The following is a 24,423-nucleotide window of genomic DNA, read 5'->3' on the forward strand; positions in this document are numbered from 1 at the left end:
GCCAAGGCCTGAAACATCATGAAAAATAGCCTGCTTTCAACCGCCCTTGCCTTGGGTTGCGCCAGCGCATGGGCTGGCAACCTGACCGTTTCCGTGCTGGACAAGGAAGGCAAGCCGGTGCCCGATGCGGTCGTTGTCGTCGTGCCGGCCAATAAAACCGTGCGGCCCAAGACCGTCCTGCCCGTGCAGGCCAGCATCACGCAGGAAAAAATGCAGTTCATTCCCGCCGTCACGCTGGTGCCGGTGGGCGCGAAAGTCAAATTCCTGAACAACGACCCTTGGGACCACCATGTGCGCTCTTCGCCTGCGGGCTTGGGCCAGTTCAATGCTACCCACGCCGGGTTTGAAATGCGGCTCGAAGGCAAATCCGAAGGCAAGCCCGCCAAGGCGACCGAAATCACGCTGGACAAGGCCGGCGTCACCGGCGCGACGCTGCTGGGCTGCTTTATTCACGGCTCGATGCGGGGCTATATTTTTGCCAGCGATTCGCCCTGGGCCGCCAAGACCACAGCCGACGGCCAGGCGGTGTTTGAAGACTTGCCCGACGGCAGCGCGCAGGTCAAGGTCTGGCAGGCCGACCAGCTGATTGATGCCGCCGCACAGACGTATAGCGTGACGGCCACGCCCGGCGCACTGACTGTGCAACTCAGCGTGGTGCCGCGCCGTCGCCGGACTTGAAACGGCGTAGTCCTGACGAGTCCTGACGGCGACTCCCGGCGCTGGCTGAACGCGCACGCCTGGCCTACAGTGCGGGCATGAACCCACTCAGCTGCTTTTCGCTCACCATCACAGACCATATTGCCCACCTGGTGCTCAGCCGCCCCGAGGCGATGAACACCATGAACCCGGCCTTCTGGCGCGAACTGGACGCGGTGCTGACGCAACTGCACAAGTCAGCCGATGCCCGTGTGCTGGTGATTTCAAGCACCGGCAAACACTTCAGCGCCGGCATGGCGCTCGACACCTTTGGCAGCATCATGCTGGACGACCAGAGCGCCGAAGGCCGTGCCGCCGCCTTCGACCTGCTGGCCGGCATGCAGGCCACGTTCACCAAACTCGAAACCCTGCGCATCCCGGTGATTGCCGCGATTCAGGGCGGCTGCATTGGCGGCGCGGTCGATATGGTGACGGCCTGCTGCCTGCGTTACGCCACGACCGACGCGTTTTTCTGCATTCAGGAAATCAACATTGGCATGGTCGCTGACGTGGGCACGCTGCAGCGCCTGCCCAAGCTGATTCCGCTGGCGGTGGTGAAAGAGCTGGCTTACACCGGCCGCAAGCTGGGTGCGGCCAAGGCGCTGGCGTATGGGCTGGTCAATGAAGTGTTCGACACGCCCGAAGCCCTGCTGGCCGGCGCGCTGCAATGCGCCAAAGAAATTGCCGCCAAGCCGCCCGTCGCCATCTGGGGCACCAAGCAAGCCGTGCATTACGCCCGCGACCATTCGGTGGACGAGTCGCTCAAGCAAATGGGCTGGCTGCAAGGAGCGATCTGGAGCAACCAGCATGTGCGCGAAGCGGTGACGGCGATGAAGGAAAAGCGCGCCGGCAACTTCCCCGACCTCGCCACGCTTCAATATTTCAATGAAAACGGCCTGTAGCGCATACGCAGCGGGCACAAGCAGCTATTGAATCAATAGCTGCTTGCCTCCATCAGCTGACCCGCTGCCAAAACCACCAGCTGGCCAGCAGCACCAGCAGCACCGAGCCGCCGCGCACCACCACCGTGCGGTACCACGACCTGCCCACCAGCACCTGTGAGACCAGCACCCAGCCCAGCACGGCGATCAGCTGGCCAGCTTCCACACCCAGGTTGAAACCAGCCAGCGCCCAGGGCAGCAGCCCGCCCGGCGCAGCGGCTTCCAGCAGCAAGCCGGCAAAGCCGTAGCCGTGAACCATTCCGAACAGCAGCGCCAGCACATCAACGCGGATCCATTTCATCGGCCGCAGGTTGAGCAGCGCGGTGACCACAATCGACAAGGCAATGGCCGGCTCGATCCATGCGGGCGATGCCTGCGTCAAGCCAAAGGTCGCCAATATCAGCGTGATTGAATGGCCTATCGTGAAGGCGGTCACGGTGCGCAGCAAGGCCATCCAGGTGGCGCGGCTGGCATAGGCGGCGGCCTCCGTCTGGGGATGCTCGCGCAGCAGCGCGGCGGACGGCCTGCGCCGCAAACTCAGCTGCAGTGGCAGCACCAGCGCCAGTAAAAACGCCAGATGGTCATAACCTTCCAGCAAATGGTGAACGCCGAGGCTGAAATAGTCGCGCATTGCCGACCACTGGTTGGAAGCGCCGGCGCTTTTTGCCTGTGCACCGCCTGCGGTCACCGCTGCGCCTGTGATTCCGGGACTCAGCAACAGGCCGGCCTGCTGGGGCGACATAGTCGTGAGCAAATCCTTGCCACCAATGCGGCCGGCAATCAGGAGGCGATGGGTCGAGTCCTGATCTTTCAGCAACAAATACTGAAAGCGCAAGTCTTGCCCGGCGGGGCAGCGGGCAGTGGCTGCGGCGCGCAGATAAACCCCGTCGCTGCGGCGCTCCAGGCCATCGGCTTGCCAGTCAAGAACGCACGCGCCTAGCGCGCCAGCGGGCACTTCAAGCCTGGCCTGCTGGTTGAACAACGCCAGCGCTTGCGGCGTGGCCGCCTTGACTTCACCCCAGGTGACGCGGCCATCGGCATTGGCATCCATCGGCACGACCAGGTCCAGGTCGCGAACCGCAACCGCCAGCACCAGCCGGAAGTCCCTGAGCGCGCTGGCGCTGTCGGCACCTGTTTGCTGCACTTCAAGGTAAGCATCGCTGCCCTTGTGCGCCTGTGCGGGGTTGCACGCCAACGCCAGCCCCAAGGCCAGCAGCGATGCCATTTGCATCAGTGGGCGAAAAAATGCGCGCATCATGGGGCGGCCTTAGTTGTCGCTTTGGTTGTGGCCTTGGTGCCGGCTTGGCTAAAAGACGCCAGCCGCGCATCACGCAAGCCCGCCTTCTGCAGGGCATTGCCAATGTCTGCCAGCGCCTGTTCATCCTTGGCCTGTTTGGCGCTTTGCAGCGCAATCCACCAGTCAATCGGCTCGCGCTGCAGCTGCAGGTTGCGCCTGGCCAATGGCAGCGCGCGCACCGCATCGTCGTCCAGCCACAAGGCCGCCAGCGCCAGTTCGCGCCCGTGCAGCGTCGTGTCGTCACCGCGCCGCTTCAACTCGTCCACGCGCGACTGCAGCAACTGGCGCTCGGCTGTCCAGCGCGTATCGCCCAGACGCTTCCAGGCGGCCGCGCGCCGCAGTACGACGGCATCGGTTTCAGGCAGCGGCATGAGCAGCTTCAGCGCCTGGTCATTTTTGCCAGTGCGCAGCAGCAGATCGCTGAAGGCAATGGCGGTGTACAGATCGTGCTCGGCTGCCAGACTGCGGGCATAGGCATCAGCGGCGGCCGCATCACGCCCAGCGCGCTCAAGGCTTTCCGCCAGCAGCGACAGCAACCAGCTGCGCTGACCGGCGTCAGTAGTCTGTTTGAGCAGCGCTTGAAAGCCTTGCTCTGCCATCGGGTGCTGGCCCTGCAGCGACTGGGTTTCAAGGCGGCAGGCCTGGGCATACAGCGCTTGGCCGGCACGCGCCACCGCATCACAGGCCGCCAGCGACTCGACATAGCGGGACGACAGGCGTTCAAGCGACGCCAGATTCAGCCAGCCCTGCGCATGGCCGGGGGTGCGTGTCAGCGCTGCTGTCAGCACCTTTCGCGATGCATCAAATTCATGGCGCCCCTGCTGCACCGTGGCCTGCAAAACCGACAGATCGGCGGGTGCGTCAAGCCGGTCCCACCAGGGCGCCAGCGTTGCCTGCGCACGGCCCCAATAGCGTGTGTCGCCCGTCTGCCGGGCCACGGAAATGTCTTCTCGTGCCTGCTTTGCAGCCGCTACCGGATCACTGGCTGGCGCGCTGACAGCAGAGGCTGCAGTCGCCTGCACCGGACGATTGCGCGTCACGGCGGGCAAGACTTCCAGCACTTCATCGTCCCGTACGGGCTGCACGGCAGTGGCGGCTGTGGCACTGAATTGCACCGCCAGCAGGAGTCCTGCCAGCGTGACCAGTTGAGGGAAGCGTTGCATATTGAATGCTTTCATTGGAGCGGTCATCACCCTGAAAATTTACAAAAAAATGGCCCGGCAGTTGATGAAAATCAACTGCCGGGCCACCGTCACCCTGCTGGCTTTTACTGCAGGGGCTTTGGCTCTGCGGTGTCGTCAACCGCCAGCGTCAGCGGGTTGATGTCAACCGGATCGGTGTTCTCGCCATTGCTGGCGATCAGGTTCTGAATGTAGCCCACCACATCGGTGATGGTCTGGGCTACCGGGCCGGGCGGCGGACCAGGGGGGACATAGTCGTCGTTGTTGCCACCGCAACCGGCCAGCAGCAGGGCGCTAAGCGCAACGCCGGTCATCAGTTTTGCGTTAAAAGTGAACATGGTTTTTCCTAGTCTTGGAGCCAATTACTTGGCACCCGGAAGCGGGGTGTTGAGGTACGGGAAGACTTGCTGGAAGTCGGTCGCGCTGGCACGGGTGCCATCGACGAAAGGAACAGCGCCAGCGGGCGCATCCGATGGCTTGCAGCCCACCTTCAGCGCGTCGGCGTTGCCGGTCAGCACGCACAGCGCACCCATGGCAACCCGCAGCGAGACGTCCACCACGTCATCGCCCAGGCGGCGTCCGTTCGGGAAGCCGGCGTTGTCGCCAGCTGTCACGCCCAGCGCCTTTTGGCTAGCTGCCGGTGTGGCAGCAATTCCGGTGTTCAGGCGCAGCATCTCGGCCAGCGGGCCACCCATGCCTGGACCAGTGATATTGGCGGGACGGTTGACCGTGGGCAGGCCGGTCAGGAACACCGTTACCAAGTCGGTACGCGGGAAGTTGGTAGGCGCCTTGGCACTGGGGAACAGGGTTTCGATCAGCGCGGGCAGCGTTGGATTCGTCACGTAGTCGGCAAAGTTAGCGGCGTCATCCTTGGGCTTGCTGCCATTGAACTTGTCCTTGTCCTTCAGGCCGATGATGACCTCGTTGACCAGTGGCATGCTCAGGCGCGACACCTGGGTCCAGGCGCCGCCGGATTTCTCGTTGGCCTGCAGTCCGGACGGGGTCGCGCCGTTGAGCAGGCGGCCCTGGCGCAGGCTGGAGGTGGTCCAGCCGCCAATGACTTTCTCGGTGCCCTGCGTCAGGCAGCTGGCCGGCATTTCAAGCGCCAGCGAGGTCACGTTCTTGTTTTCCAGATCGCCGATCTTGCCAACTGCCGCAGCATTGGCTTCATTGGTGATGAAGGCCGCTGGCGCATTGATCAGATCGAAAATGGTGGCTGCATTGATGGAGAACGCCTCCTTGCGCTGGCCCACGAACACCTTGCCGGGCGTAGCGCAGCCAGGAATGTTGATGGACTGGATGTAGGAGTTGGCGTAGCCTTCATAACTGTTGTTGGGGAAGGTCTTGGTGCCGATGTAGTCGATCGGCTTGCCGAAGGTCGCGCCGCCGCCGCTGGCATTGGTCACAGCACTGCGGGCGCCGCTGCGCCGGTCGCCGCGCACCACGTCGAGGGTGAAGCTCTCGGTGTAGCTCAGGGGTGCGTTGGGTGAATTGGTCACCGCGCCGGACTGGCGCAGGGGAATCGCCACGTTCTTCTGGCTGCCTGCGGGTCCGATGGGCAGCGTGATGCCGGCGCCGCCGTTGGTCAGCGTGTTCTTGAAACGGAACTGGAAGGTCAGGTCTTCCTTGCCATCGCCATTGTTGTCCACATGGATTTCATACAGCGCGTTCGGGTCAAGCGAGTAATAGTTCGGGCCACCGCCGGGCTCTTGCAGCGGCACGTAGTTGGCAATCAGCGTCACGTTGCCGGTCTTGCCAGCCTCGTAGCTGTTGAACATGTAGAAATCGGTGCCATCAACTTTTGGGCTGTTGGTAATGAACGGTGCTTCGCGATGGCTGGACGCCATGGCACTTCCGGCTGCGACGAGCAATAAGCACGCTCCGGCGATTTGTCCAATTTTCATTTTCATGGTGGTCTCCTGGATGACTAAATGACAGCGGCTGCTGTCAGACCTTTACGAAGGCTGCAGCGTTCCGGATTCAAAAATATGAATCAATTCCTATTATTCACCTCCGGACACTTATCTTTAAGCCTCTAGATCATGGACTACACGCAGTCGGGAAAATACTGAAATCTGCCGCGAACCTGTCGTTCAGCGACGACACATGGTGCCGGGCTTTTGTTGGCCAGGGAACTACTGCCGCGCCGTGCGCACCGCCGCCGGCAAGGCCTGCGGATGGCTGGTGCGAAACGGGCTGATGTCGAGCCCGCCACGGCGCGTGTAGCGCGCATACACCGTCAGCTTGAGCGGCTTGCAGCGCGTCCAGATATCCATGAACATGCGCTCGACGCACTGCTCGTGGAACTCGTTGTGGTTACGAAAACTCACGATGTATTGCAGCAACCCCTCCTGATTGATCTGCGGGCCGCTGTAGCTGATGCGCACGCTGCCCCAGTCGGGCTGGCCGGTGACCAGGCAATTGCTTTTGAGCAAGTTGCTGGTGAGCACTTCAGCGACCGGCCCTTCGTCAAAAGCGGCGGTCAGCAAATCAGGCGCAGGGGTGTAACGGCTGCATTCCACATCCAGCCGGTCCAGATTCAAGCCGTCAAATTCGGCCACGTCCTCGCGGTCAAACAACTCGGGCAGCAGCAGCTTGACGCCCACCGACGACGGCTGCGGCGCACCGCGCCAGGCCGCTTCGCTGATGTCGGTGCGCAGCCGCGCCTGCACTTCGGCGGCGTCAAGAAACCGGGTGTTGTTGAAGCTGTTCAGGTAGAGCTTGAACGACTTGCTTTCAATGATGTTGGGGGTTTCGCAGGGAATGGTGAATTGCGCCAGCGCCACTTGCGGCTTGCCGCGCAGGTTGAGCCAGCTCAGCTCGAACGCCATCCACAGGTCAGCGCCAAAAAAAGGCGGCGTTTCGCCCACGCCAATCTCAGCCCGCTTGGTCAGGCGCGGAATCGGAAACAGCAGCGATACGTCGTACTGATCAACATAGGCCGAGGCCTTGCCTAATGGGGAATGGTCAGGATGGTTCATGCGGGGGAAAAGTCATTAGGTTGAATGGGCCGCACCGAGGTGCGGAATCAGCGCGGTCAGCAAAATATCCACCACGCCGGGCGGCAAATCGTGGCCCATGCCGTCAATACCGATTAGCCGCGCGCCGGGAATGCGGCGGGCGGTGTCTTCGCCGCAGGCAAACGGCACCAGCGGATCGGCCTTGCCGTGGACTACGAGCGTCGGTGCGGTCACGCTGGCCAGTGCGTCGGCGCGGCTGCGGTCTGCTACCACGGCGACCATTTGCCGCAAGATGCCGACCGGATAAAAACTGCGCCGGGCCGCCGCAGCCACCATGTCGCGCAGTTCATTGCCCTGCGTCAAGAAACCCGGGCTGCCGATGGTCTTGAACAGGCGCACCGAATGGTCAATCGCCGCCTCCAGCCCTTTGGCGGGGCGGCTCAGCAGCACGCGCGTGACTTGCGGGCGGGCTTCGGGCAGGCCGCGCGCACCGCTCGAACTCATGATGCTGCTCAAGCTGAGCACCCTGGCTGGCGCCAGCAACGCCAGCCGCTGCGCAATCATGCCGCCCATGCTGACACCGACGACATGGGCTTTGTCAACCTGCAGCGCATCAAGCACGCCGAGCGCGTCGGCCGCCATGTCCTGCAGGCTGTAAGGCGGCTGGATGCGCCAGCCGAGCCGGTATTTCAGGCCCGTCCAGAGCATTTTTGGCTGGCCCAGCGTCTCGAATTTCTGGCTCAATCCGGCATCGCGGTTGTCAAACCGAATCACCCGGTAGCCGGCATCCAGCAGCGCCTGAACCAGTGCGGGCGGCCAGGCAATCAGCTGCATGCCCAGCCCCATGATGAGCAACACGACCGGACGCGGCCGGCCCTGCGCATCCAGCCCCGCGCCGCTGTCCTCGACTTCGATATCAATGCCATTTGCTCTTATTTTCATAGCTACTTATATAGATGGATATTGCGCAAGAAGGCTATTTAATCATCAAACAGGTATTTTCAAGCCTTCTTTTCCGCAGGCTTTCAGCCGCACTGCCCGCGCCGAAACACCAGCCGGTCCAGCGTCGAAGCAGCGGCATCAAAGCCATACCCTTCTGCTGCAAAATCTTTGAGCGTGTCCACACCAGTGACTTGGTTTTCAACCGCGTAGCGCACCATCAGCCCGCGTGCGCGCTTGGCCATGAAGCTGATGATCTTGTACTGGTCACCCCGGAACTCTTCAAACACGCAGCTCACCACGCGCGCTTTCAGCGCCTTGCGGTCTACCGCCTTGAAATACTCTTCGCTCGCCAGATTCACGATGACGGGCGAGACGTCAGCGGCGGCGCGTTCATTGAGGTAGTCGGCAATCTGTGCGCCCCAGAATTGGTAAAGATTCTTGCCTTTGCGGGTAGCCAGCCTGGTGCCCATTTCCAGCCGGTAGGGCTGCATCCAGTCGAGTGGCCGCAGCACGCCGTACAGGCCGCTCAAAATGCACACATGCGCTTGCGCCCAGGCCAGTTGCATTGTGTCCAGGGTTTTGGCATTCAAGCCTTCATACACATCGCCATTGAAAGCCAGCGCGGCCTGCTTGGCGTTTTGGGCGGTGAATTGCGGCGACCAGGCTTCGTAGCGCGCGGCGTTCAGGCCAGACAGCGCATCCGACAGCTTCATCAGCGTGGCGATTTCCTGCGGCGACTTTTCACGCATCACAGCAATCAACTCGGCGGCCTGCTGGGTGAACAGCGGCTGGGTGTGCGGCACGTGGCCCGCGGGGCTGTCGTAGTCGAGGGCTTTGGCGGGAGACAGTAAAAACAGCATGTCTTGAGGTTTTCAGATGCACAAAAGGCCTGACTTTACACAGCTACAACAGCTCCTTGATGCCGCAGCTTTCAAAGCCCCGCGTTTCGGCTTCGCTGCACAGCGATGCAGGCCAGCCCCGTCGAATAAAATTCAAGCCTATTTTCCTCAGTTCCGCGCCCGCTCATTCCACACACAACCCCAAGCGGCATCCCTGCGATGCCGTTTTTTCACTGCCCATGACCCAAGCTGCCACCCCCGCCCCGACCGCCCCTGCCACCGACGCCGCCAAGGTGTTCCCCCCCACACCGGGGCTGGACAACCTGGCCAAGTCATTCGAGCCTGCCGAGATTGAAAAGCACTGGGGGCCGCTGTGGGAGCAAAGCGGCCAGTACGAGCCGACGCTGGATGCCGCCAAGCCATCATTCGCCATCCAGCTGCCGCCGCCGAATGTGACCGGCACGCTGCACATGGGCCATGCGTTCAACCAGACGATCATGGATTCGCTGGCGCGCTACCACCGTATGTGCGGCGACAACACGCTGTGGGTTCCCGGCACCGACCACGCCGGCATCGCCACGCAAATCGTCGTCGAGCGCAAGCTGCAGTCCGAAACCGGCCAAACCCGCCACGACATGGGCACCAGCCCGTTTGAAGCGCGCAAGAACTTCGTCAGCAAGGTCTGGGAATGGAAAGAAGAATCCGGCTCGACCATCACGCGCCAGATGCGCCGCATGGGCGACTCGGTGTCGTGGAAGCACGAATACTTCACCATGGATCCGAAAATGTCCAAGGTCGTCACCTCGACCTTCGTGCAGCTGTATGAGCAGGGCCTGATCTACCGTGGCAAACGATTGGTGAACTGGGACCCGGTGCTCAAATCGGCCGTATCCGACCTGGAAGTCGAGAGCGAGGAAGAAGACGGTTTCATGTGGCACATCCGCTATCCGATGGCCGATGGCTCGGGTGACATCACGGTTGCTACGACGCGCCCAGAAACCATGCTGGGCGACGTGGCCGTCATGGTGCATCCGGAAGACGAGCGCTACATGCATTTGATCGGCAAGGAAGTCACGCTGCCGCTGTGCGACCGCACCATTCCGGTGATTGCCGACGATTACGTCGACAAAGACTTCGGTACCGGCGTGGTCAAGGTCACGCCCGCGCATGACGCCAACGACTATTCCGTCGGTCAGCGCCACCAGTTGCCCATCATTTGCGTCCTGACGCTGGACGCCGCCATCAACGACAATGCCCCCGAGAAATACCGCGGAATGGACCGCTTCGTCGCCCGCAAGGCCGTCGTGGCCGACTTGGAGGCGCAAGGTTTCCTGGTCGAAGTCAAAAAACACAAGCTGATGGTGCCGCGTTGCACCCGCACCGGCCAGATCATCGAGCCGATGCTGACCGACCAGTGGTTTGTCGCCGTCAACAAAGTCAGCTCGCAAGACCTGACCGGCAAATCGATTGCCCAGAAAGCGATTGATGCGGTGGACAGCGGCGCGGTCAAGTTCGTGCCCGAGCAGTGGGTGAACACCTACAACCAGTGGATGGGCAATATCCAGGACTGGTGCATTTCGCGCCAGCTCTGGTGGGGTCACCAGATTCCGGCTTGGTATGACGAAGACGGCACGGTCTATGTCGCCGAAAACGAAGCCGCTGCGCAGGCGCAAGCGCCCGGCAAGACGCTTCGCCGCGACGAAGACGTGCTGGACACTTGGTATTCGTCGGCGCTGGTGCCTTTTTCATCTCTCGGCTGGCCGGAAAAGACGAAGGAGCTGGACCTGTTTTTGCCGTCGAGCGTGCTGGTCACCGGATACGACATCATCTTTTTCTGGGTTGCCCGGATGATCATGATGACGACGCACTTCACCGGCCAGGTGCCGTTCAAACACGTGTACATCCACGGCCTGGTCAAGGACGCACAGGGCAAGAAGATGAGCAAATCGGAAGGCAACGTGCTGGACCCGGTCGATCTGATTGACGGTATCGAGCTGGCTCCGCTGCTGGACAAGCGCTCGCAGGGCCTGCGCAAGCCCGAAACCGCGCCGCAGGTGCGCAAGAACACCGAAAAGGAATTTCCCGCCGGCATTCCCGCTTATGGTGCGGATGCGCTGCGTTTTACCTTTGCTTCGCTGGCATCACTGGGGCGCAGCATCAGTTTTGACAGCAAGCGCTGCGAAGGCTATCGCAACTTTTGCAACAAACTCTGGAACGCCACCCGCTTCACGCTGATGAACTGCGAAGGCCAAGATTGCGGCTTGAACGAACACAGCAAGGAACAATGCGTGCCCTGCGGCGAGATGCAAAACTACCTTGATTTCTCGCAGGCTGACCGCTGGATTGCCTCAACCATGCAGCGTGTCGAGCTGGAAGTTGCCAAGGGCTTTGCCGACTACCGCCTCGACAACGTCGCCGGCCACATCTACCAGTTCATCTGGGACGAGTTTTGCGACTGGTATCTGGAAATCGCCAAGGTGCAGATTCAGCAAGGCAGCGACGCGCAAAAGCGCGCCACGCGCCGCACGCTGATTCGCACGCTTGAAGGCATTTTGCGGCTGGCGCATCCGCTGATTCCGTTCATCACCGAGGAACTATGGCAAAAAGTCGCACCGGTCGCGGGCCGCGCCGGGCCGTTTATCGGACTGGCCGCTTATCCGCAAAGCCAGCCTGAAAAAATTGACCCGCAAGCCGAAGCGCATATTGAAAAGTTCAAGCGTCTGGTCGATGCCTGCCGCAACCTGCGCGGCGAAATGAAGGTGTCGCCGGCCACGCGCCTTCCGCTGCTGGTGGTGGGCGATGACGCGTTCATCAACGCCGTAGCGCCCGTGCTCAAGTCGCTGGCCAAGCTCAATGAAGTCAAGCTGTTCGCCACGGAGGCCAAATGGGTGGTTGCTGCCGAAGCGGCCCCTGTGGCGGTGGTAGGCGATGCGCGCGTCTGCCTCTACATGGAAGTTGATGTAGCCGCTGAAAAAGTGCGCCTCGGCAAGGAAGCCGTACGGCTTGAAGGCGAACTGGCCAAGGTACAGGCCAAGCTGGCCAACGAAACCTTTGTCGCCAAGGTGCCGCCCGCCGTGCTGGAGCAGGAACGCAAACGACTGGTTGAATTTACGGCCACGCTGGAGAAGCTGCAGGAGCAACTGGCGCGCTTGAAATAAAGCCAAGGCAGAGCTTGCAAACAGCAAAGTTTCTTCTTGATACACGTCAGGTCGGGCGTTAGTCCGACACTGGCGGGACATCAACAATCCGACAATGCTGCATCTCGATTTACAAAGAATCCATGCAAAAAGTCACCCTGAAAAAAGCAGTCTTTCCGGTAGCTGGACTTGGCACCCGCTTTCTGCCCGCCACCAAAGCAAGTCCCAAGGAAATGCTGCCTGTCGTGGACAAGCCACTGATCCAGTACGCAGTGGAAGAGGCTTATTCAGCCGGCATTCGCCACATGATCTTTGTGACCGGGCGCAACAAGCGCGCGATTGAAGACCATTTCGACACCGCTTACGAGCTGGAAAGCGAACTGGAAAAAGCTGAAAAGCATGCCTTGCTGTCGGTGTTGCGCTCAGTCCAGCCCGACGACATGCACTGCGCCTTTGTGCGCCAGCCCCGCTCACTGGGTTTGGGCCATGCCGTGTTGTGCGCTGAACACCTGATCGGCAATGAGCCTTTTGCCGTACTGCTTGCAGACGACTTGATGATGGGGCCGGTGGGCGGCCTGTCGGTGCTGGCCCAGATGGCGGCCCAGTTCGAGCAGGTGCAGCAGTCGATTGTGGCGGTGCAGGAAGTGCCGGCTGCGCATACGCGCCGCTATGGCATCGTGGCGGTGGATGCGGCGACCGATGCCTATCCGGCCTTGATGAAAGTCCAGAAAATCGTTGAAAAACCAGCGCCTGACGTAGCGCCATCGCGCATGGGCGTGGCCGGTCGCTACATTCTGACGCCAGCGATTTTTGAACATATCCGCAACCAATCGTCAGGCGTAGGCGGCGAGATTCAGCTGACCGATGGCATTGCCGGATTGATGCGGCAGGAAAATGTGTACGCCTTTCAGTACCAGGGCAAGCGCTACGACTGCGGCAGCAAGGAAGGTTTCCTGGAAGCCACGGTCGAGTTGGCATTGCAGCATCCCGAAATCGGTGACCATTTCCGCGCTTATCTCAAGAGCATCAAACTCGACTGATAGCCGGTCACATGTCAGCGTCTTTTCAGGACATGAATGAAGTCGCCGCCCACGGTTTGCTGATCCATCAGGTCATTGCCAGTCTGACGGGCAAAAGCCTCGAAGTCGCGCAGGGAACCGGCGTCGGTTGACACCACCTGCAAGAGCTGCCCGCTGGTCATCTCGGCCAGCGCTTTTTTGGCTTTCAAAATAGGCAACGGGCAATTCAGGCCGCGTGTGTCGAGTTCTTTGTCGATATTCATGGGGTTCCTTGGTTCACATCAAATCAGGCTGGAAACACGCCGGTGGACAGGTAGCGGTCGCCCCGGTCGCAGACGATGAAAACAATCACTGCATTTTTCACCGTTTTGGCGATTTCCTGTGCTACCCAACAGGCACCTGCCGCCGAGATACCGGCAAAAATACCCTCTTCCCGCGCCATGCGGCGGCACATGTCTTCGGCGTCTTGCTGGCTGACCAGCATCAGTTCATCGACAGAGCTTGGATCGTAAATCTTGGGCATATAGGCCTGCGGCCATTTGCGGATGCCCGGAATACGCGAACCTTCGCTGGGTTGAGCACCGATGATCTTGATTGCCGGATTTTTTTCCTTCAGGTAGCGCGACACGCCGGTAATCGTTCCGGTCGTGCCCATGGCGCTGACGAAATGCGTCACCGTGCCGACGGTATCCGCCCAGATTTCAGGGCCCGTGGTTTCGTAGTGAATGCGCGGATTGTCGGGGTTGGCGAACTGGTCGAGCACCCTGCCCTTGCCGTCTTTTTGCATTTGTTCGGCCAAGTCGCGTGAATATTCGATACCGGCGCTTTTGGGTGTCAGGATCAACTCGGCGCCAAAGGCTTTCATGGTCTGGGCGCGTTCAATGCTCAGGTCTTCCGGCATGATCAAAATCATGCGATAGCCCTTGATGGCAGCCGCCATCGCCAGCGCAATGCCGGTGTTGCCCGACGTAGCCTCGATCAGCGTGTCGCCCGGCTTGATGTCGCCGCGCTCCTCAGCGCGCCGGATCATGGCCAGCGCCGGGCGGTCTTTGACCGAACCCGCCGGATTGTTACCCTCCAGCTTGCCCAGGATGATGTTGCCGCGCGCAGCATTTTCAGCAGCCGCGATACGTTGCAAAGCGACCAGCGGTGTTTTTCCGACCGCATCTTCAATAGTTTGGAATTTCATAGCCCACACTGTGCCATAATTTGGGGCTTCGCTTCAGTTAGCCCGGGTGGTGAAATTGGTAGACGCAGGGGACTCAAAATCCCCCGCCGAAAGGCGTGCCGGTTCGATTCCGGCCCCGGGCACCATTTAATAGAGTTAGTTAATTACAGAACTCGCATGCTCATCGGCATAGCGGGTTTTTTGTTGTTTCTAATTACTGCAAAAGGAGCACTTGCAGAAATGAATTGCCTCGGCCATTTCAAAATCTCCATAGCGCTCGTGCTGCTTGCTGGCTTCGTTTTTTTTAGCAGCAAAGCGGGCGGCCTTTTACTTATTGCTTCCATAGAGCCGCCAGCCACTTCAATTTCTGCTCCAATCGGAAAAAGAGCGCAGGCCATTGTGGTGCTTACGGGCGGCGATTTGAAAAACCAGGAAGTTGCGCGTTTGTATATTGCGACAGGATTGCCGGTGCTTGCCTCGGGAGGTGACCGAGAGGCTGCCGTCATTAAAAAGCAACTTGAGCGTGACTTCCATGTGCCCGTGCGATGGACTGAAGAAAACTCGCTCAACACTGAACAAAATGCTCTATTTACGGCAAAAATCCTAGCCAGAGAGAATATTCGAACCATCATTCTGGTCACTCATGCGCTGCACATGCGGCGCGCACAAAGGATGTTTGAAGACAGAGGCATTGAAGTCGTAGCAGCGTCCACAGATTTTTCAGCCCATGCACCACTTGAATGGCGCGATTTTCTGCCCAGCGCAGAGGGACGAAAATCAGCTAAATCTGCGCTCCATGAGATTTTTGGATTGGTTTGGTATCGGATGCGGCAGATAGGGATTTGAACAAAGCGATCCTTTGTCGAGAAAGTAGGGTTATGAATTGCCGCGCTGCGCTCGCAATGACGGCAGGAAGCTAACCCCCCGGATCTAAACAAGTCGGCCGGCGTTTTCCGCCAACCCTACTAAAAGCTACTGGGTCGGTTATCAGCCACTTGACCAACCACCGCCAAATACCGCTCAATTACCAGCCGTTCATCAAATTTCTGCTCAACAAAAGTACGCCCGCGCTGTCCCATGATTTGGCGCTGGTTCGGCTTCATGGCAATAAAGCGCAACTGCTTTTCTGCCAGATCCGGTGCATCGGCAGGACGGCATAAAAATCCGGTTTCACCATCAATCACCGTGTCGCGACAACCTGGCGCATCGGTGGTGATGACCGGGCGGGCCGTGGCGGCGGCTTCCAGTAAGGTACGTGGAACACCCTCACGGTAAGACGGCAACACCATACAGTCGGCTTGAACCAGAAAAGGCCGCACATCGTCGGTTTGCCCGAGATATTCGACCACGCCTTCAGCTACCCATTGTTCTACCTGCGTGCGGGGAATGGCAGAAGGATTGGCTACATCCAGAAAGCCCAGCAACTGAAAGCGCGCATCGGGATGCAGCGCCCGTACGATACGCGCGGCCTCTACATACTCGCCCACGCCCTTGTCCCACAACATGCGCGCCACCAGCAAAAAAACTGGCGCATCCGCAGCCCGTGCGACAGGTGCGATGGGTGAAAAGCGGATCAGATCAACCCCCGAACCCGGCAAGCGTTCAGCCTGCCCAGCCCGCACCAGCCCGCCATCGACAAACACCGCCATGTCATCCAGATTCTGAAAAAATACCCGATGTGCACGACCAAAAGTCAGGCGGTACAGCGTCTTGGCCACCTGCGTGACCAGCGACTTACGAATAAACGCCCGGCCCAGACCCGACACGTTGGGAACAAACGGAATACGCAACGCAATGCAGGCGAGCGCTGAATACAAATTGCCTTTAGGCGTATAGCTAAGAACCAAGCCCACACGATGTCGACGAAACACCCTTACCAGGCGCAGCACCGACTGGAGTTCCAGTACCGGATGCGTCCCGCCACCTGAAATTGGCACTGCCTCAAACGCAATGCCCATGTCGCGGATGCGCTGAGCGTAAGCGTCATCAGGTGCTACAGCAACTACCGTGTGGCCAGCCGCCTGTAATGCCAGCATCAGGTTGAGTCGAAAATTGAACAGGTACCAGCAAGTATTGGAAACAACGGCAATTTTCATTGTTGCCTTGCCTAATTCCACAAAACCACCCACGGATAGAACTGGTACGGCAGCCAGGCAAACGCCGTTTGGGCAAATACCAACCAGACAAACAATACCGCCGCACTATAGAGAACTACCCAGCGCACCCATACGCTATTGCGTCCGTTAGAGTTACCCAGCACATTGGGCAGGCGCGAAAAAACAAATAGCTGCAAGGGAATCCAGTACAAAGCCACACGGTCCACCGCCGTGGATGAAGGCGAAACAGCCAGCCACCCGACAAAACCCAGTGCGCCCCATGACATCCAAGTCCAAAACATGCGCTCTGCCTGCGGCATGACGAAACGACGACGAAGCCATAAAAAAAGTACTGCCGGGACGGCATTCATGGACACCCGAATGGCGGCCCCCTGCGACTGGTATTGCGCCGTAATGTAGCCTGCATTGAGCGCGTCCACCGATTCTTGCAGCAAAAGGACATAAAAAACTATTGATGAGACACCCACCCACAGCAGCGTCCAACCACGGCGCTTGGTACCCGCCAGCGCTGCCAGCGGCATCAGCATGACGGCTGACTTATGAAACAGGGCGGCAAGTACCACAAACACCGCAAAGCGTAGTAATTTGCGATCTGACAAAGCCACCAACCCCACCATGGCCAAGCCAATAGCCGTGCCTTGACGCGTATAGCCCATAGCCACCACCGTGACCAGGTAAGGCATTGCCACCACCAGTGCCAACCAGGGGCGCGGCTGGGCACGACAAAACACCAACAATCCCCAACTAAAGAGCGTAGCGCACACTGTGTTGACAAAATAAGGGCCCAGCCCCGTCTTTGCCGCCACCCAGTTCAGCAGGCTATAGGCTGGGTCACCCAGGCTAACTGCACCCAAAAGGGTCTCATAACTGGCTAGCGTGATATGTTCAACATAGGTGAACCAATCGCCCCCCACCTTATGGCGCAGGCCAATCATTAGCGTGAGCAACACAAACACCACACGCCACCAAGCAGGCCAGCGACCGGCATGGCTGCCCACGATGCTGGCTGACTGCAAGCGCGTCATGGCCAGCCATGCGGGAACTACAAACAAAAACCAGTAAGGCCACATATCAGCTCACACTTTCCAGCCAGGATTGAAACATCAGCACCGCCCACAGGCTTGCTGTGTGGTCACGCTGGCCGGCAAGGTGCTCAGCCCATTTCTGACGAATCGGTGCTGGATAAAAATAGCCTTCTTGTTGCAAGCGCTTTTCAGCGAGCAAGCCTTCAGCCCAAGGCCGCAACGGCCCACAAAGCCATTGCCCCACAGGAATGCCGAAGCCTGCCTTGGGCCGATCGATCAGTTCGCGCGGGACATGCTTGTAGAGCACCTGACGCAACGCCCACTTGCCCTGACTGCCGCGAATTTTCATGCCAAGCGGCATCTGCCATGCCAGCTCGGCCACGCGGTGATCCAGAAAAGGAACGCGCGTCTCCAGGCTGGTAGCCATGGCCGCACGGTCTACTTTGCACAAGATGTCATCTGGCAGGTATGTCATGCTGTCGCGGTACATCATGCGCAGCGGGCTTTCTTTTACCCCTGACGCTGGCAACGGGTCGTTTAGCAGGCTTGCAGGCTCTGACACAGTGGCGCTGTCGTCACCACGCACCACGTGCGCCGGGTCTTGCCATTCAGACACCAGGCTCATATACAAATCATCCAGGTCACGCACGCCGCGCAAGCGGGCCGCCAGCTTGTGGGCCTTGTCACCGGCCTGCGCTATGCCCTTGTCACCGGGCAGCAAGGCATTGGCCGGGCGACTCAATGCGTCCCAGCCTGCAATCGGCATGGCGCTGATGGCAGCGCCCAGTGCCTGACGTACAGGGTAAGGCAGCCAAGCCAGCTTGGCCCAGATGCGTGGCCCCCAGAAATAACGGTTATAGCCACCAAACAACTCGTCGCCCGCATCGCCCGACAGCGCCACCGTGACATGCTGGCGCGCGGCGCGGCACACCAGGTGCGTGGGGATTTGCGACGAATCGGCAAACGGCTCGTCGTACATGGCGGGCAGCTGGGCAATTACCGCCTGCGCCTCAGCGGCCTTCACAAACAGCTCGGCATGGTCGGTGCCCAGGTGTTTGGCCACGGCACGCGCATAGGGTGACTCGTCAAACCCGGCTTCTTCAAACCCCACGGTAAAGGTCTTGACCGGGCGCGTGGCTTGCTGCTGCATCAAGGCCACGATGGCAGACGAATCGACTCCACCCGATAAAAATGCGCCCAGTGGCACATCGGCTAGCGACTGCAGGCGCACCGCATCGGCCAGGCGCTGCTCCAGTTGCTGCACGGCCTCAACCTCGTCAGTCAGCTGATTTTTTGCGCCGGCCTGCACCACATCCGCCAGCGACCACCAGCGCCGCACCGACAACGACCCATGTACCGCCGGCGGGCGCAACGGCTGCGCGGGCGCTTCCGCTGGCGGCGCCCCGGTGATGGTCAGCACACAGCCCGGCTCCAGCTTGTAAATGCCTTGGTAAATACTGCGCGGCGCAGGCACATACATAAAGCGCATGTACTGCGCCAGCGCCTGCCGACATACCGGGTTGACAAACTCTGGAAAGGCCCGCAAGGCTTTGAGTTCGGAGCCAAACACAAAGGCCCGGCCTGCTCCGCTACCCGCCCAGCCGTAATACAGCGGCTTTTCCCCAAAGCGATCACGCGTCAGGTGCAGCGTACGCTCGCGCAAATCCCACACGGCGATGGCAAACATGCCCACAGTTTTGGCCAGCGTGGCTTCAATTCCCCACTGCTCAAAACCAGCCAGCAACGTCTCAGTATCAGAATGCCCACGCCACACGCGCCCAACTCCCTCTTCCCTTGAGGGTGAGGGTGAGGGTTGAGGGATGCCCCCCGCCATGAATAGTGAATTCTTCTCCAACTCCGCCCGCAACTCCATATGGTTGTAAATCTCACCATTGAACGCCATCACAAAGCGTCCACTGCGAGATGCCATGGGCTGATGACCTGCAGGCGACAAATCCACAATAGATAGGCGGCGATGGCCTAGCGCAACGCCAGCCTGCGCATCAGCCCAAGCGCCAAAGTCGTCCGGCCCCCGATGCGCAATGGCGTTCGCCATGTGGGTCGCCAATACCTCCGGACTATCGAGTCCGCCAGCTTGAACCAGCAAAAATCCAGCAAATCCGCACATTTTAATCTTCTCTATTTAGCAGCTTTCGCTGAATCTCTTAGCAATGCAGCCAATCTTGGCCCTGTCGCCTGAATGCAATAGTGTTGCTCAACCTTTTTCCTGCCCGCCTGCCCCATTCGTTGACGTAAATCAGCGTCGGTCAGTAATGTGCGAAGAGCTTTTTCCCAATCTTCGGGTGTTTCGGCTAGGAACCCGTTGACACCATGCTCTACGATTTGCCGGTTTACGCCTACAGGCGAGGCCACTACCGGCAAGCTGCAGGCCATATATTGTATAAGTTTGTAACCACATTTGCCGCGCTCAAAAGATGCGTCGAGCAGCGGCATGATGCCGATGTCAAAACTGGCAATAGACGCCACTTCTGTGTGTTCAGTCCACGGAATCGATATCATGGGTAAACCCAGTTTCTGTGCATCAATTCCAATAGCGGCAAAGCGGGCCAAGCCGTCCGACGTCAATCGCTCAAAAAGCGGCGCGTATGGTGCCAAAAATGAAGCCGTAACACGCTGACCTATCCATCCGATGCAAGGTAGCGTACCCTCATTAAGCCCTTTAAGCTTTGACCTCGGGTAGCGCGCCAGGTCAATCACCGTGGGAACGACTTCCACATTCGGCGCACCTGCCTGCCTCGCAAACTCAGCCAGATACGCGTTACCTGCCACTACCAGCGCGGCACCTTGCATCAATGAAGGATGTTTGCATGCCAGCAGAGCCCTGACATAGGGGTTGCGATGTTCGTCATAATAATGAAAAACCGCGTCATCGTAATCTAGAACATAGGGAACAACGCCTGGCAAGAGTATTTTTTCAAACCATGCAGGCAACCACGGCAAGGTTTCTTTTTCAATCCAAAGCAGGTCAAACTTCCGACTTGAAAGCAAAGCACGAATCCGGCCTGTATAGGCCCGCGCAGCCTCTATAAGGCTTTTTTTGTTCTTTTGCAGTCCGCGTACATAAGCATCTGAAAACAATGGCGCTACCGTTACGTGAATGCCATCAGCTTCCAGCAAAGGAATATATTGATAAGATCGCATTCGGCTGCTGGCACCCAAACGCCCATAACGCGACAAAACCAATATATTCATGCAGTGCCACCCAATTTCTCATAAACGGAGGCGTAGCGCTTAACACCTTCGTCTAGCGAGAAGTGTTTCTGCGCTGCTTGCACGCAGCGAACACGCGTAGCAGGGTCATCGACGAGCTTCAACAGAGCTTGTAGACCGTTAACCAATGCCGCTTCATCAAACGACTTAAGCGCCACACCGACGCGCTCCCCTTCGAGTACTTCGGACATATCACCAACGCCAGAATTTCCCAGACAGGGAACCCCACAACCAAGCAATTCAGCTAGTTTGGTAGGCGCAGATGCTTGCTTAGAAAATACTGGACGAATAAAAAAAATACCTGCGTCCATGCGCGCAATCTGCTTAGGCACTTCTGCGTGAGTAGCAGACCTCAGTTCTACGGAATCATTGGGTATACCAGCAGCCACCAAGCGCTCGCGAATATAAGCATGCTCCCCTCTATTAATAATCAAAAATTGCGCCTTAGGCCGCAAGCGCAGCAATTGCGAAAAGCAGGCAATCACCTCATCAAATAAGTACCAAGTACCAGCGGAACCCACATAGCCCAACACAAATTCGGCACTTTTAGGATCGCGCAGCATCGGTTTGAAGAGCCCTAAATCTGCACAAGTGGGTATAACCGTGAATGACGGCATGTGGCCTTGCAGGTACGGGAAGCCCTGCATTTCATTAACGGCGGCATGGGTAAGCGATACAACATGATCTGCTCCCAGCAGAAAACGACGCTCAAATTCCTTAGCCACTCCGTACATGCGACCAGTGCGCGGCCACAAGTTTCCGTCCACACGCTCGTCAGCCCAAAAGCCTCGCATATCAAACAGATACTTGATTCCAGTGATGCGCTTGATAGCAAGCGCCATCACCGATGGCACGTAGCTGCGTGCATGCACGATTCCCAGCCTGTGGCGCAATACAAGCCACAGACCTAAGCGAATTCCACACATAATGTCCCAAGCAGTGGCCAAAGCCGATGGACGCTTGTGATAACGCAGCGGATGCCAAACAATACCCGCATTAGCAATATCACGCTCAATACGCTCGCGTTCGGCAATATTTGTCCAATCATCAGCCTTCTCAAAACTGATCAAATGAATGCGACGGTGATCCGCCAGGCGCTTGAGGTAAGCCAGCACCTGCGACTGACCTAGCGGCTCCAACATTCCGTCGTAGCTAATATAAATAATTCCTGTCATTTACATACCAAAGGCAAACTTTAAAGATCAAGTACCAATATAAAATTTCACACTATTAAAAATTCGATGTTTTTTCTTTTTTTGTGAGAAACCGGTATAAGTCATAAATTTTTCCTAAAATAAGTTCATTATTTGGAAAATCTTTATACCATTTGGGTGGCATCTGGACAATTGCTTGAAGCTCCTGATCACTGATACCAAGTTTTTTTGCAATATACTCCATCTCAACTTTAACAGCTTGAGTATCGTAAGGAAGATTATTTAATATATTTATCGCACTATCTCTAGACATAACTCCCTGACAAATTTCACTAGAAAGAGTTGCGCGGCGATAGTCTATTCCATGCTTCACATATAAATAATAGCCTTGAATAAATTTAGTAAATTTTGATTCTCCATGCTTAGATCCATAGTACTTCCATCCCACAGCCTCCTTGAGCTCATCACGTACGGCATCTTTGTCATAAATAATATTATTTAACGGATAAAAAGTTTTTATACCTTTTATTACTTTAGAATAAACCTCATCGAGCACACCATGCTTCTGAGAAGCAAATAGTTTTGTAGCGCATCCAGCCTGATTAAGAATTGAATAACTATACTTAGTATCTCTAGCATTATAATGCCAACTCACAGGCAATATTCCTTCACTAGCAATATTACCGCCGGACAAGATAGAGGGTATACCATTTTTCAATGCATAAAAATTCACTGCCCTTTGTATGGCAACATCGGTCGGGGTTTCGGCTTCCGGAACAGACGCACGAAGAAAAGCGAGCTGGACTTTTCGAAAATCCGCCCAAGGCAGTACATAACTTGCATACCCCATGTTAAGTTTTGAAACAAGATTTCTGATGTTTTCAACCGCAATTGGTGAATTCCATCCGTTATCCATATGTACGCCAAAAACCCTGAGATTATGTTTTGATGCCAAGTATGCAACATAGGAACTATCAACGCCACCACTCAGACCAACCACACAATCGAATTTTGATTTTTTACCCCTAGATTTTATTATACTAATAAGTTCATTAAGCGGCTGATCATTTAATGAATCCTGATTAAGTAATTTAATCCGAGTTTTAAGATAATCTGTACAATGATTGCAAAACCCATCCTGATCAAATGAAATCCAAGGATCCGAAGTATCCATAACGCATCTATTACAAATACGATACTGAATATTTTTTTCACTTACACCAATCTGTTGCTCTCTTGAAATTATGTTCATAATATATTAAAGTAAGTAACTATCGCACATTGCGAAAACAATTTAAATCCTGCTGCTTAGGATAGTTAACAAGTACAGCATGTTGGTTATTTTGAAAAACAAATAAACTACCAGCAGAGAGTGCACTAACACAAGTGGAACGATATAATTCCAACATATGCTGCAAATTTCCAGCACCCCCTAAAGCAATCACCGGCACACCTACAGACGCAGATATTTCTGCAGTCAATGCAAGATCGTAGCCCTTCATTTTTCCGTCATTATCAATAGATTGCACAAGTATTTCACCAACCCCCATCTTCTCCATCAATAGAGCAGTAGAAAGTGGATTTAACTTGGTGTTTCTTTTTCCAGAATTTATGTATATTTCTTTTTTCCCGAAAAAATTACTCTTCACATCCAAGCATACAATAATCGAGGATGATCCAAATTTATCTACTGCTTCTCGTACAAACTCGGGTCGCTCAATTGCTATTGAAGATAAAACAACTTTTTCTGCTCCCGTTGAAAGAATATTTCTTATGTCCTCAAGACAAGTTATGCCGCCTCCAACAGAGAATGGCATTCTGGCCTCAGAGGCAATATCCTGTAATAAATCCAATGAAATTAACCGTTGAGAATTAGTTGCATCGATATCGAGCAATACCAACTCATCAACTCTGAATGCATTAAAAATACTTACAGTGTTAACTGGATCACCTAAATCTATTTTATTTTTAAAATTTACCGACTTAACTGCATGTCCACGGCCATCGATTAGAACTACTGGTATTATTCTTGGTCGAAACATATAAATCAATCAGAAAATGATAAAAAATTATTTATTAGTCTTAATCCGGAATCTTGACTTTTTTCAGGGTGAAATTGAACACCAAAAATATTCTCTTGTTCAAATATAGCTACGTACTTGCGATCATATTCAACCATTGATGTTAGTGTTGATCCAAATTCAGAAGTTTTACTTATTGCGAATGAGTGACAAAAATAGAAAGGTTCTTCTTCAGTCTCAATATTCTTAAGTAGCAGGGAACAAAGATTTTTTTCTACCGTATTCCACCCCACATGTGGCACCTTAAATTGGCTACGATCAGTCGGGACTATGCGTCGAGTCTCCGCATTAACCCATCCGAGTCCCAACTCTCCACCCTCCTCACTACTTTTTGTCATTAACTGCATCCCCAAGCAGATCCCCAGAACAGGCTTCTTGTGGATCATTACTGCTTCTGTAAGCGGGTCAATCAGCTTCCTGTTCACTAGGGACATCATGGCAGAACGATGGTGTCCGACACCTGGCAAGATTAAGTAGTCTGCGCTTTCTATCTGTGCCGCGTTGCATGAATACACTGAGGAAGCACCCAATTCATTTAATGCATTCTTAATAGAGTTGGCGTTGCCGTGTCCGTAGTCGATGATTACTACTCGTTTTGTCATTTCTAGTCCTTTGGCGCGATATCGCAATCCGTA

General features: G+C 56.6%; 22 protein-coding genes and 1 tRNA gene. 6 read left to right on the top strand and 17 right to left on the bottom strand.

The window, feature by feature from the left end; translation table 11 throughout:
* The first annotated feature begins 18 nt into the window (after positions 1-18).
* Together RCH06_RS13890 and RCH06_RS13895 are read left to right on the top strand one after the other, a co-directional pair.
* Positions 19-678 carry a cupredoxin domain-containing protein gene (locus RCH06_RS13890; RefSeq protein ID WP_327082058.1) on the top strand — a complete coding sequence of 220 codons (660 nt, stop codon included), beginning with the start codon at positions 19-21 and terminating at the stop codon, positions 676-678.
* A 77-nt stretch (positions 679-755) separates the two neighbouring features.
* Positions 756-1,598: an enoyl-CoA hydratase-related protein gene (locus RCH06_RS13895; RefSeq protein ID WP_327082059.1), complete on the top strand. Its 843-nt coding sequence runs from the start codon at positions 756-758 to the stop codon at positions 1,596-1,598.
* Between the two features lie 52 nt (positions 1,599-1,650).
* Here RCH06_RS13895 and RCH06_RS13900 read toward each other — a convergent pair whose 3' ends face one another.
* From RCH06_RS13900 to yaaA, 7 genes are all read right to left on the bottom strand, one after another.
* On the bottom strand, positions 1,651-2,895 hold the full coding sequence (locus tag RCH06_RS13900) for a HupE/UreJ family protein (protein ID WP_327082060.1): 1,245 nt from the start codon (positions 2,893-2,895) through the stop codon (positions 1,651-1,653).
* Positions 2,892-4,097, bottom strand: a complete 1,206-nt coding sequence (locus tag RCH06_RS13905) for a hypothetical protein (protein ID WP_327082061.1) — start codon at positions 4,095-4,097, stop codon at positions 2,892-2,894. Before RCH06_RS13905 ends, RCH06_RS13900 begins: the two co-directional genes overlap by 4 nt.
* Before the next feature lie 104 nt (positions 4,098-4,201).
* Positions 4,202-4,453: a hypothetical protein gene (locus RCH06_RS13910; protein ID WP_327082062.1), complete on the bottom strand. Its 252-nt coding sequence runs from the start codon at positions 4,451-4,453 to the stop codon at positions 4,202-4,204.
* 24 nt (positions 4,454-4,477) lie between these two features.
* Positions 4,478-6,025 (bottom strand): DUF4331 domain-containing protein, encoded by a 1,548-nt coding sequence (locus RCH06_RS13915; protein ID WP_327082063.1) that lies wholly within the window; start codon positions 6,023-6,025, stop codon positions 4,478-4,480.
* A 225-nt stretch (positions 6,026-6,250) separates the two neighbouring features.
* A complete protein-coding gene (gene queF, locus RCH06_RS13920; RefSeq protein ID WP_327082064.1) occupies positions 6,251-7,096 on the bottom strand; it encodes an NADPH-dependent 7-cyano-7-deazaguanine reductase QueF in 846 nt (281 codons plus the stop codon).
* A gap of 15 nt (positions 7,097-7,111) precedes the next feature.
* Positions 7,112-8,017 carry an alpha/beta fold hydrolase gene (locus tag RCH06_RS13925; RefSeq protein ID WP_327082065.1) on the bottom strand — a complete coding sequence of 302 codons (906 nt, stop codon included), beginning with the start codon at positions 8,015-8,017 and terminating at the stop codon, positions 7,112-7,114.
* Positions 8,018-8,100: 83 nt separating this feature from the next.
* Positions 8,101-8,877 (bottom strand): peroxide stress protein YaaA, encoded by a 777-nt coding sequence (gene yaaA, locus RCH06_RS13930; protein WP_327082066.1) that lies wholly within the window; start codon positions 8,875-8,877, stop codon positions 8,101-8,103.
* A 218-nt stretch (positions 8,878-9,095) separates the two neighbouring features.
* On the opposite strand from yaaA, the gene RCH06_RS13935 reads away from it, so the two are divergent.
* Both RCH06_RS13935 and galU read left to right on the top strand, forming a co-directional pair.
* Entirely contained in the window at positions 9,096-12,014 is a 2,919-nt protein-coding gene (locus RCH06_RS13935) for a valine--tRNA ligase (RefSeq protein ID WP_327082067.1), read from the top strand.
* A 122-nt stretch (positions 12,015-12,136) separates the two neighbouring features.
* Entirely contained in the window at positions 12,137-13,033 is an 897-nt protein-coding gene (gene galU / locus RCH06_RS13940) for a UTP--glucose-1-phosphate uridylyltransferase GalU (protein WP_327082068.1), read from the top strand.
* Positions 13,034-13,047: 14 nt separating this feature from the next.
* Here galU and RCH06_RS13945 read toward each other — a convergent pair whose 3' ends face one another.
* A complete protein-coding gene (locus RCH06_RS13945) occupies positions 13,048-13,275 on the bottom strand; it encodes a sulfurtransferase TusA family protein (protein WP_327082069.1) in 228 nt (75 codons plus the stop codon).
* Positions 13,276-13,298: 23 nt separating this feature from the next.
* Positions 13,299-14,201 (bottom strand): cysteine synthase CysM, encoded by a 903-nt coding sequence (cysM, locus tag RCH06_RS13950; RefSeq protein ID WP_327082070.1) that lies wholly within the window; start codon positions 14,199-14,201, stop codon positions 13,299-13,301.
* A gap of 40 nt (positions 14,202-14,241) precedes the next feature.
* Between cysM and RCH06_RS13955 the strand changes: the two genes are divergently transcribed.
* A tRNA-Leu gene (locus tag RCH06_RS13955) sits at positions 14,242-14,326 on the top strand.
* 31 nt (positions 14,327-14,357) lie between these two features.
* Positions 14,358-15,026: a YdcF family protein gene (locus RCH06_RS13960; protein WP_327082071.1), complete on the top strand. Its 669-nt coding sequence runs from the start codon at positions 14,358-14,360 to the stop codon at positions 15,024-15,026.
* A 119-nt stretch (positions 15,027-15,145) separates the two neighbouring features.
* Here the strand turns inward: RCH06_RS13960 and RCH06_RS13965 are convergent, their stop codons facing one another.
* From RCH06_RS13965 to hisH, 8 genes are read right to left on the bottom strand one after another with little or no spacing between them, the layout of a single operon-like run.
* The gene (locus RCH06_RS13965; protein WP_327082072.1) at positions 15,146-16,276 is read right to left on the bottom strand and encodes a glycosyltransferase family 4 protein; all 1,131 of its coding nucleotides are present in this window, start codon (positions 16,274-16,276) and stop codon (positions 15,146-15,148) included.
* Between the two features lie 11 nt (positions 16,277-16,287).
* Positions 16,288-17,322, bottom strand: coding sequence for an EpsG family protein (locus tag RCH06_RS13970; protein ID WP_327082073.1), 1,035 nt, complete (start codon positions 17,320-17,322; stop codon positions 16,288-16,290).
* 46 nt (positions 17,323-17,368) lie between these two features.
* On the bottom strand, positions 17,369-19,450 hold the full coding sequence (gene asnB, locus RCH06_RS13975) for an asparagine synthase (glutamine-hydrolyzing) (RefSeq protein ID WP_327082074.1): 2,082 nt from the start codon (positions 19,448-19,450) through the stop codon (positions 17,369-17,371).
* Positions 19,451-19,461: 11 nt separating this feature from the next.
* Entirely contained in the window at positions 19,462-20,535 is a 1,074-nt protein-coding gene (locus RCH06_RS13980; RefSeq protein ID WP_327082075.1) for a glycosyltransferase family 4 protein, read from the bottom strand.
* On the bottom strand, positions 20,532-21,728 hold the full coding sequence (locus RCH06_RS13985; RefSeq protein WP_327082076.1) for a glycosyltransferase: 1,197 nt from the start codon (positions 21,726-21,728) through the stop codon (positions 20,532-20,534). The genes RCH06_RS13980 and RCH06_RS13985 overlap by 4 nt, the downstream gene beginning before the upstream one ends.
* Before the next feature lie 55 nt (positions 21,729-21,783).
* The gene (locus tag RCH06_RS13990) at positions 21,784-22,959 is read right to left on the bottom strand and encodes an N-acetyl sugar amidotransferase (RefSeq protein WP_327082077.1); all 1,176 of its coding nucleotides are present in this window, start codon (positions 22,957-22,959) and stop codon (positions 21,784-21,786) included.
* A gap of 19 nt (positions 22,960-22,978) precedes the next feature.
* Positions 22,979-23,749, bottom strand: a complete 771-nt coding sequence (locus RCH06_RS13995; protein ID WP_327082078.1) for a HisA/HisF-related TIM barrel protein — start codon at positions 23,747-23,749, stop codon at positions 22,979-22,981.
* Positions 23,750-23,754: 5 nt separating this feature from the next.
* On the bottom strand, positions 23,755-24,390 hold the full coding sequence (gene hisH / locus RCH06_RS14000) for an imidazole glycerol phosphate synthase subunit HisH (RefSeq protein WP_327082079.1): 636 nt from the start codon (positions 24,388-24,390) through the stop codon (positions 23,755-23,757).
* Between the last annotated feature and the right edge of the window lie 33 nt (positions 24,391-24,423).

It is taken from the genome of Polaromonas sp. CG_9.5 (assembly GCF_035984465.1).
Lineage (GTDB): Bacteria > Pseudomonadota > Gammaproteobacteria > Burkholderiales > Burkholderiaceae_C > Polaromonas.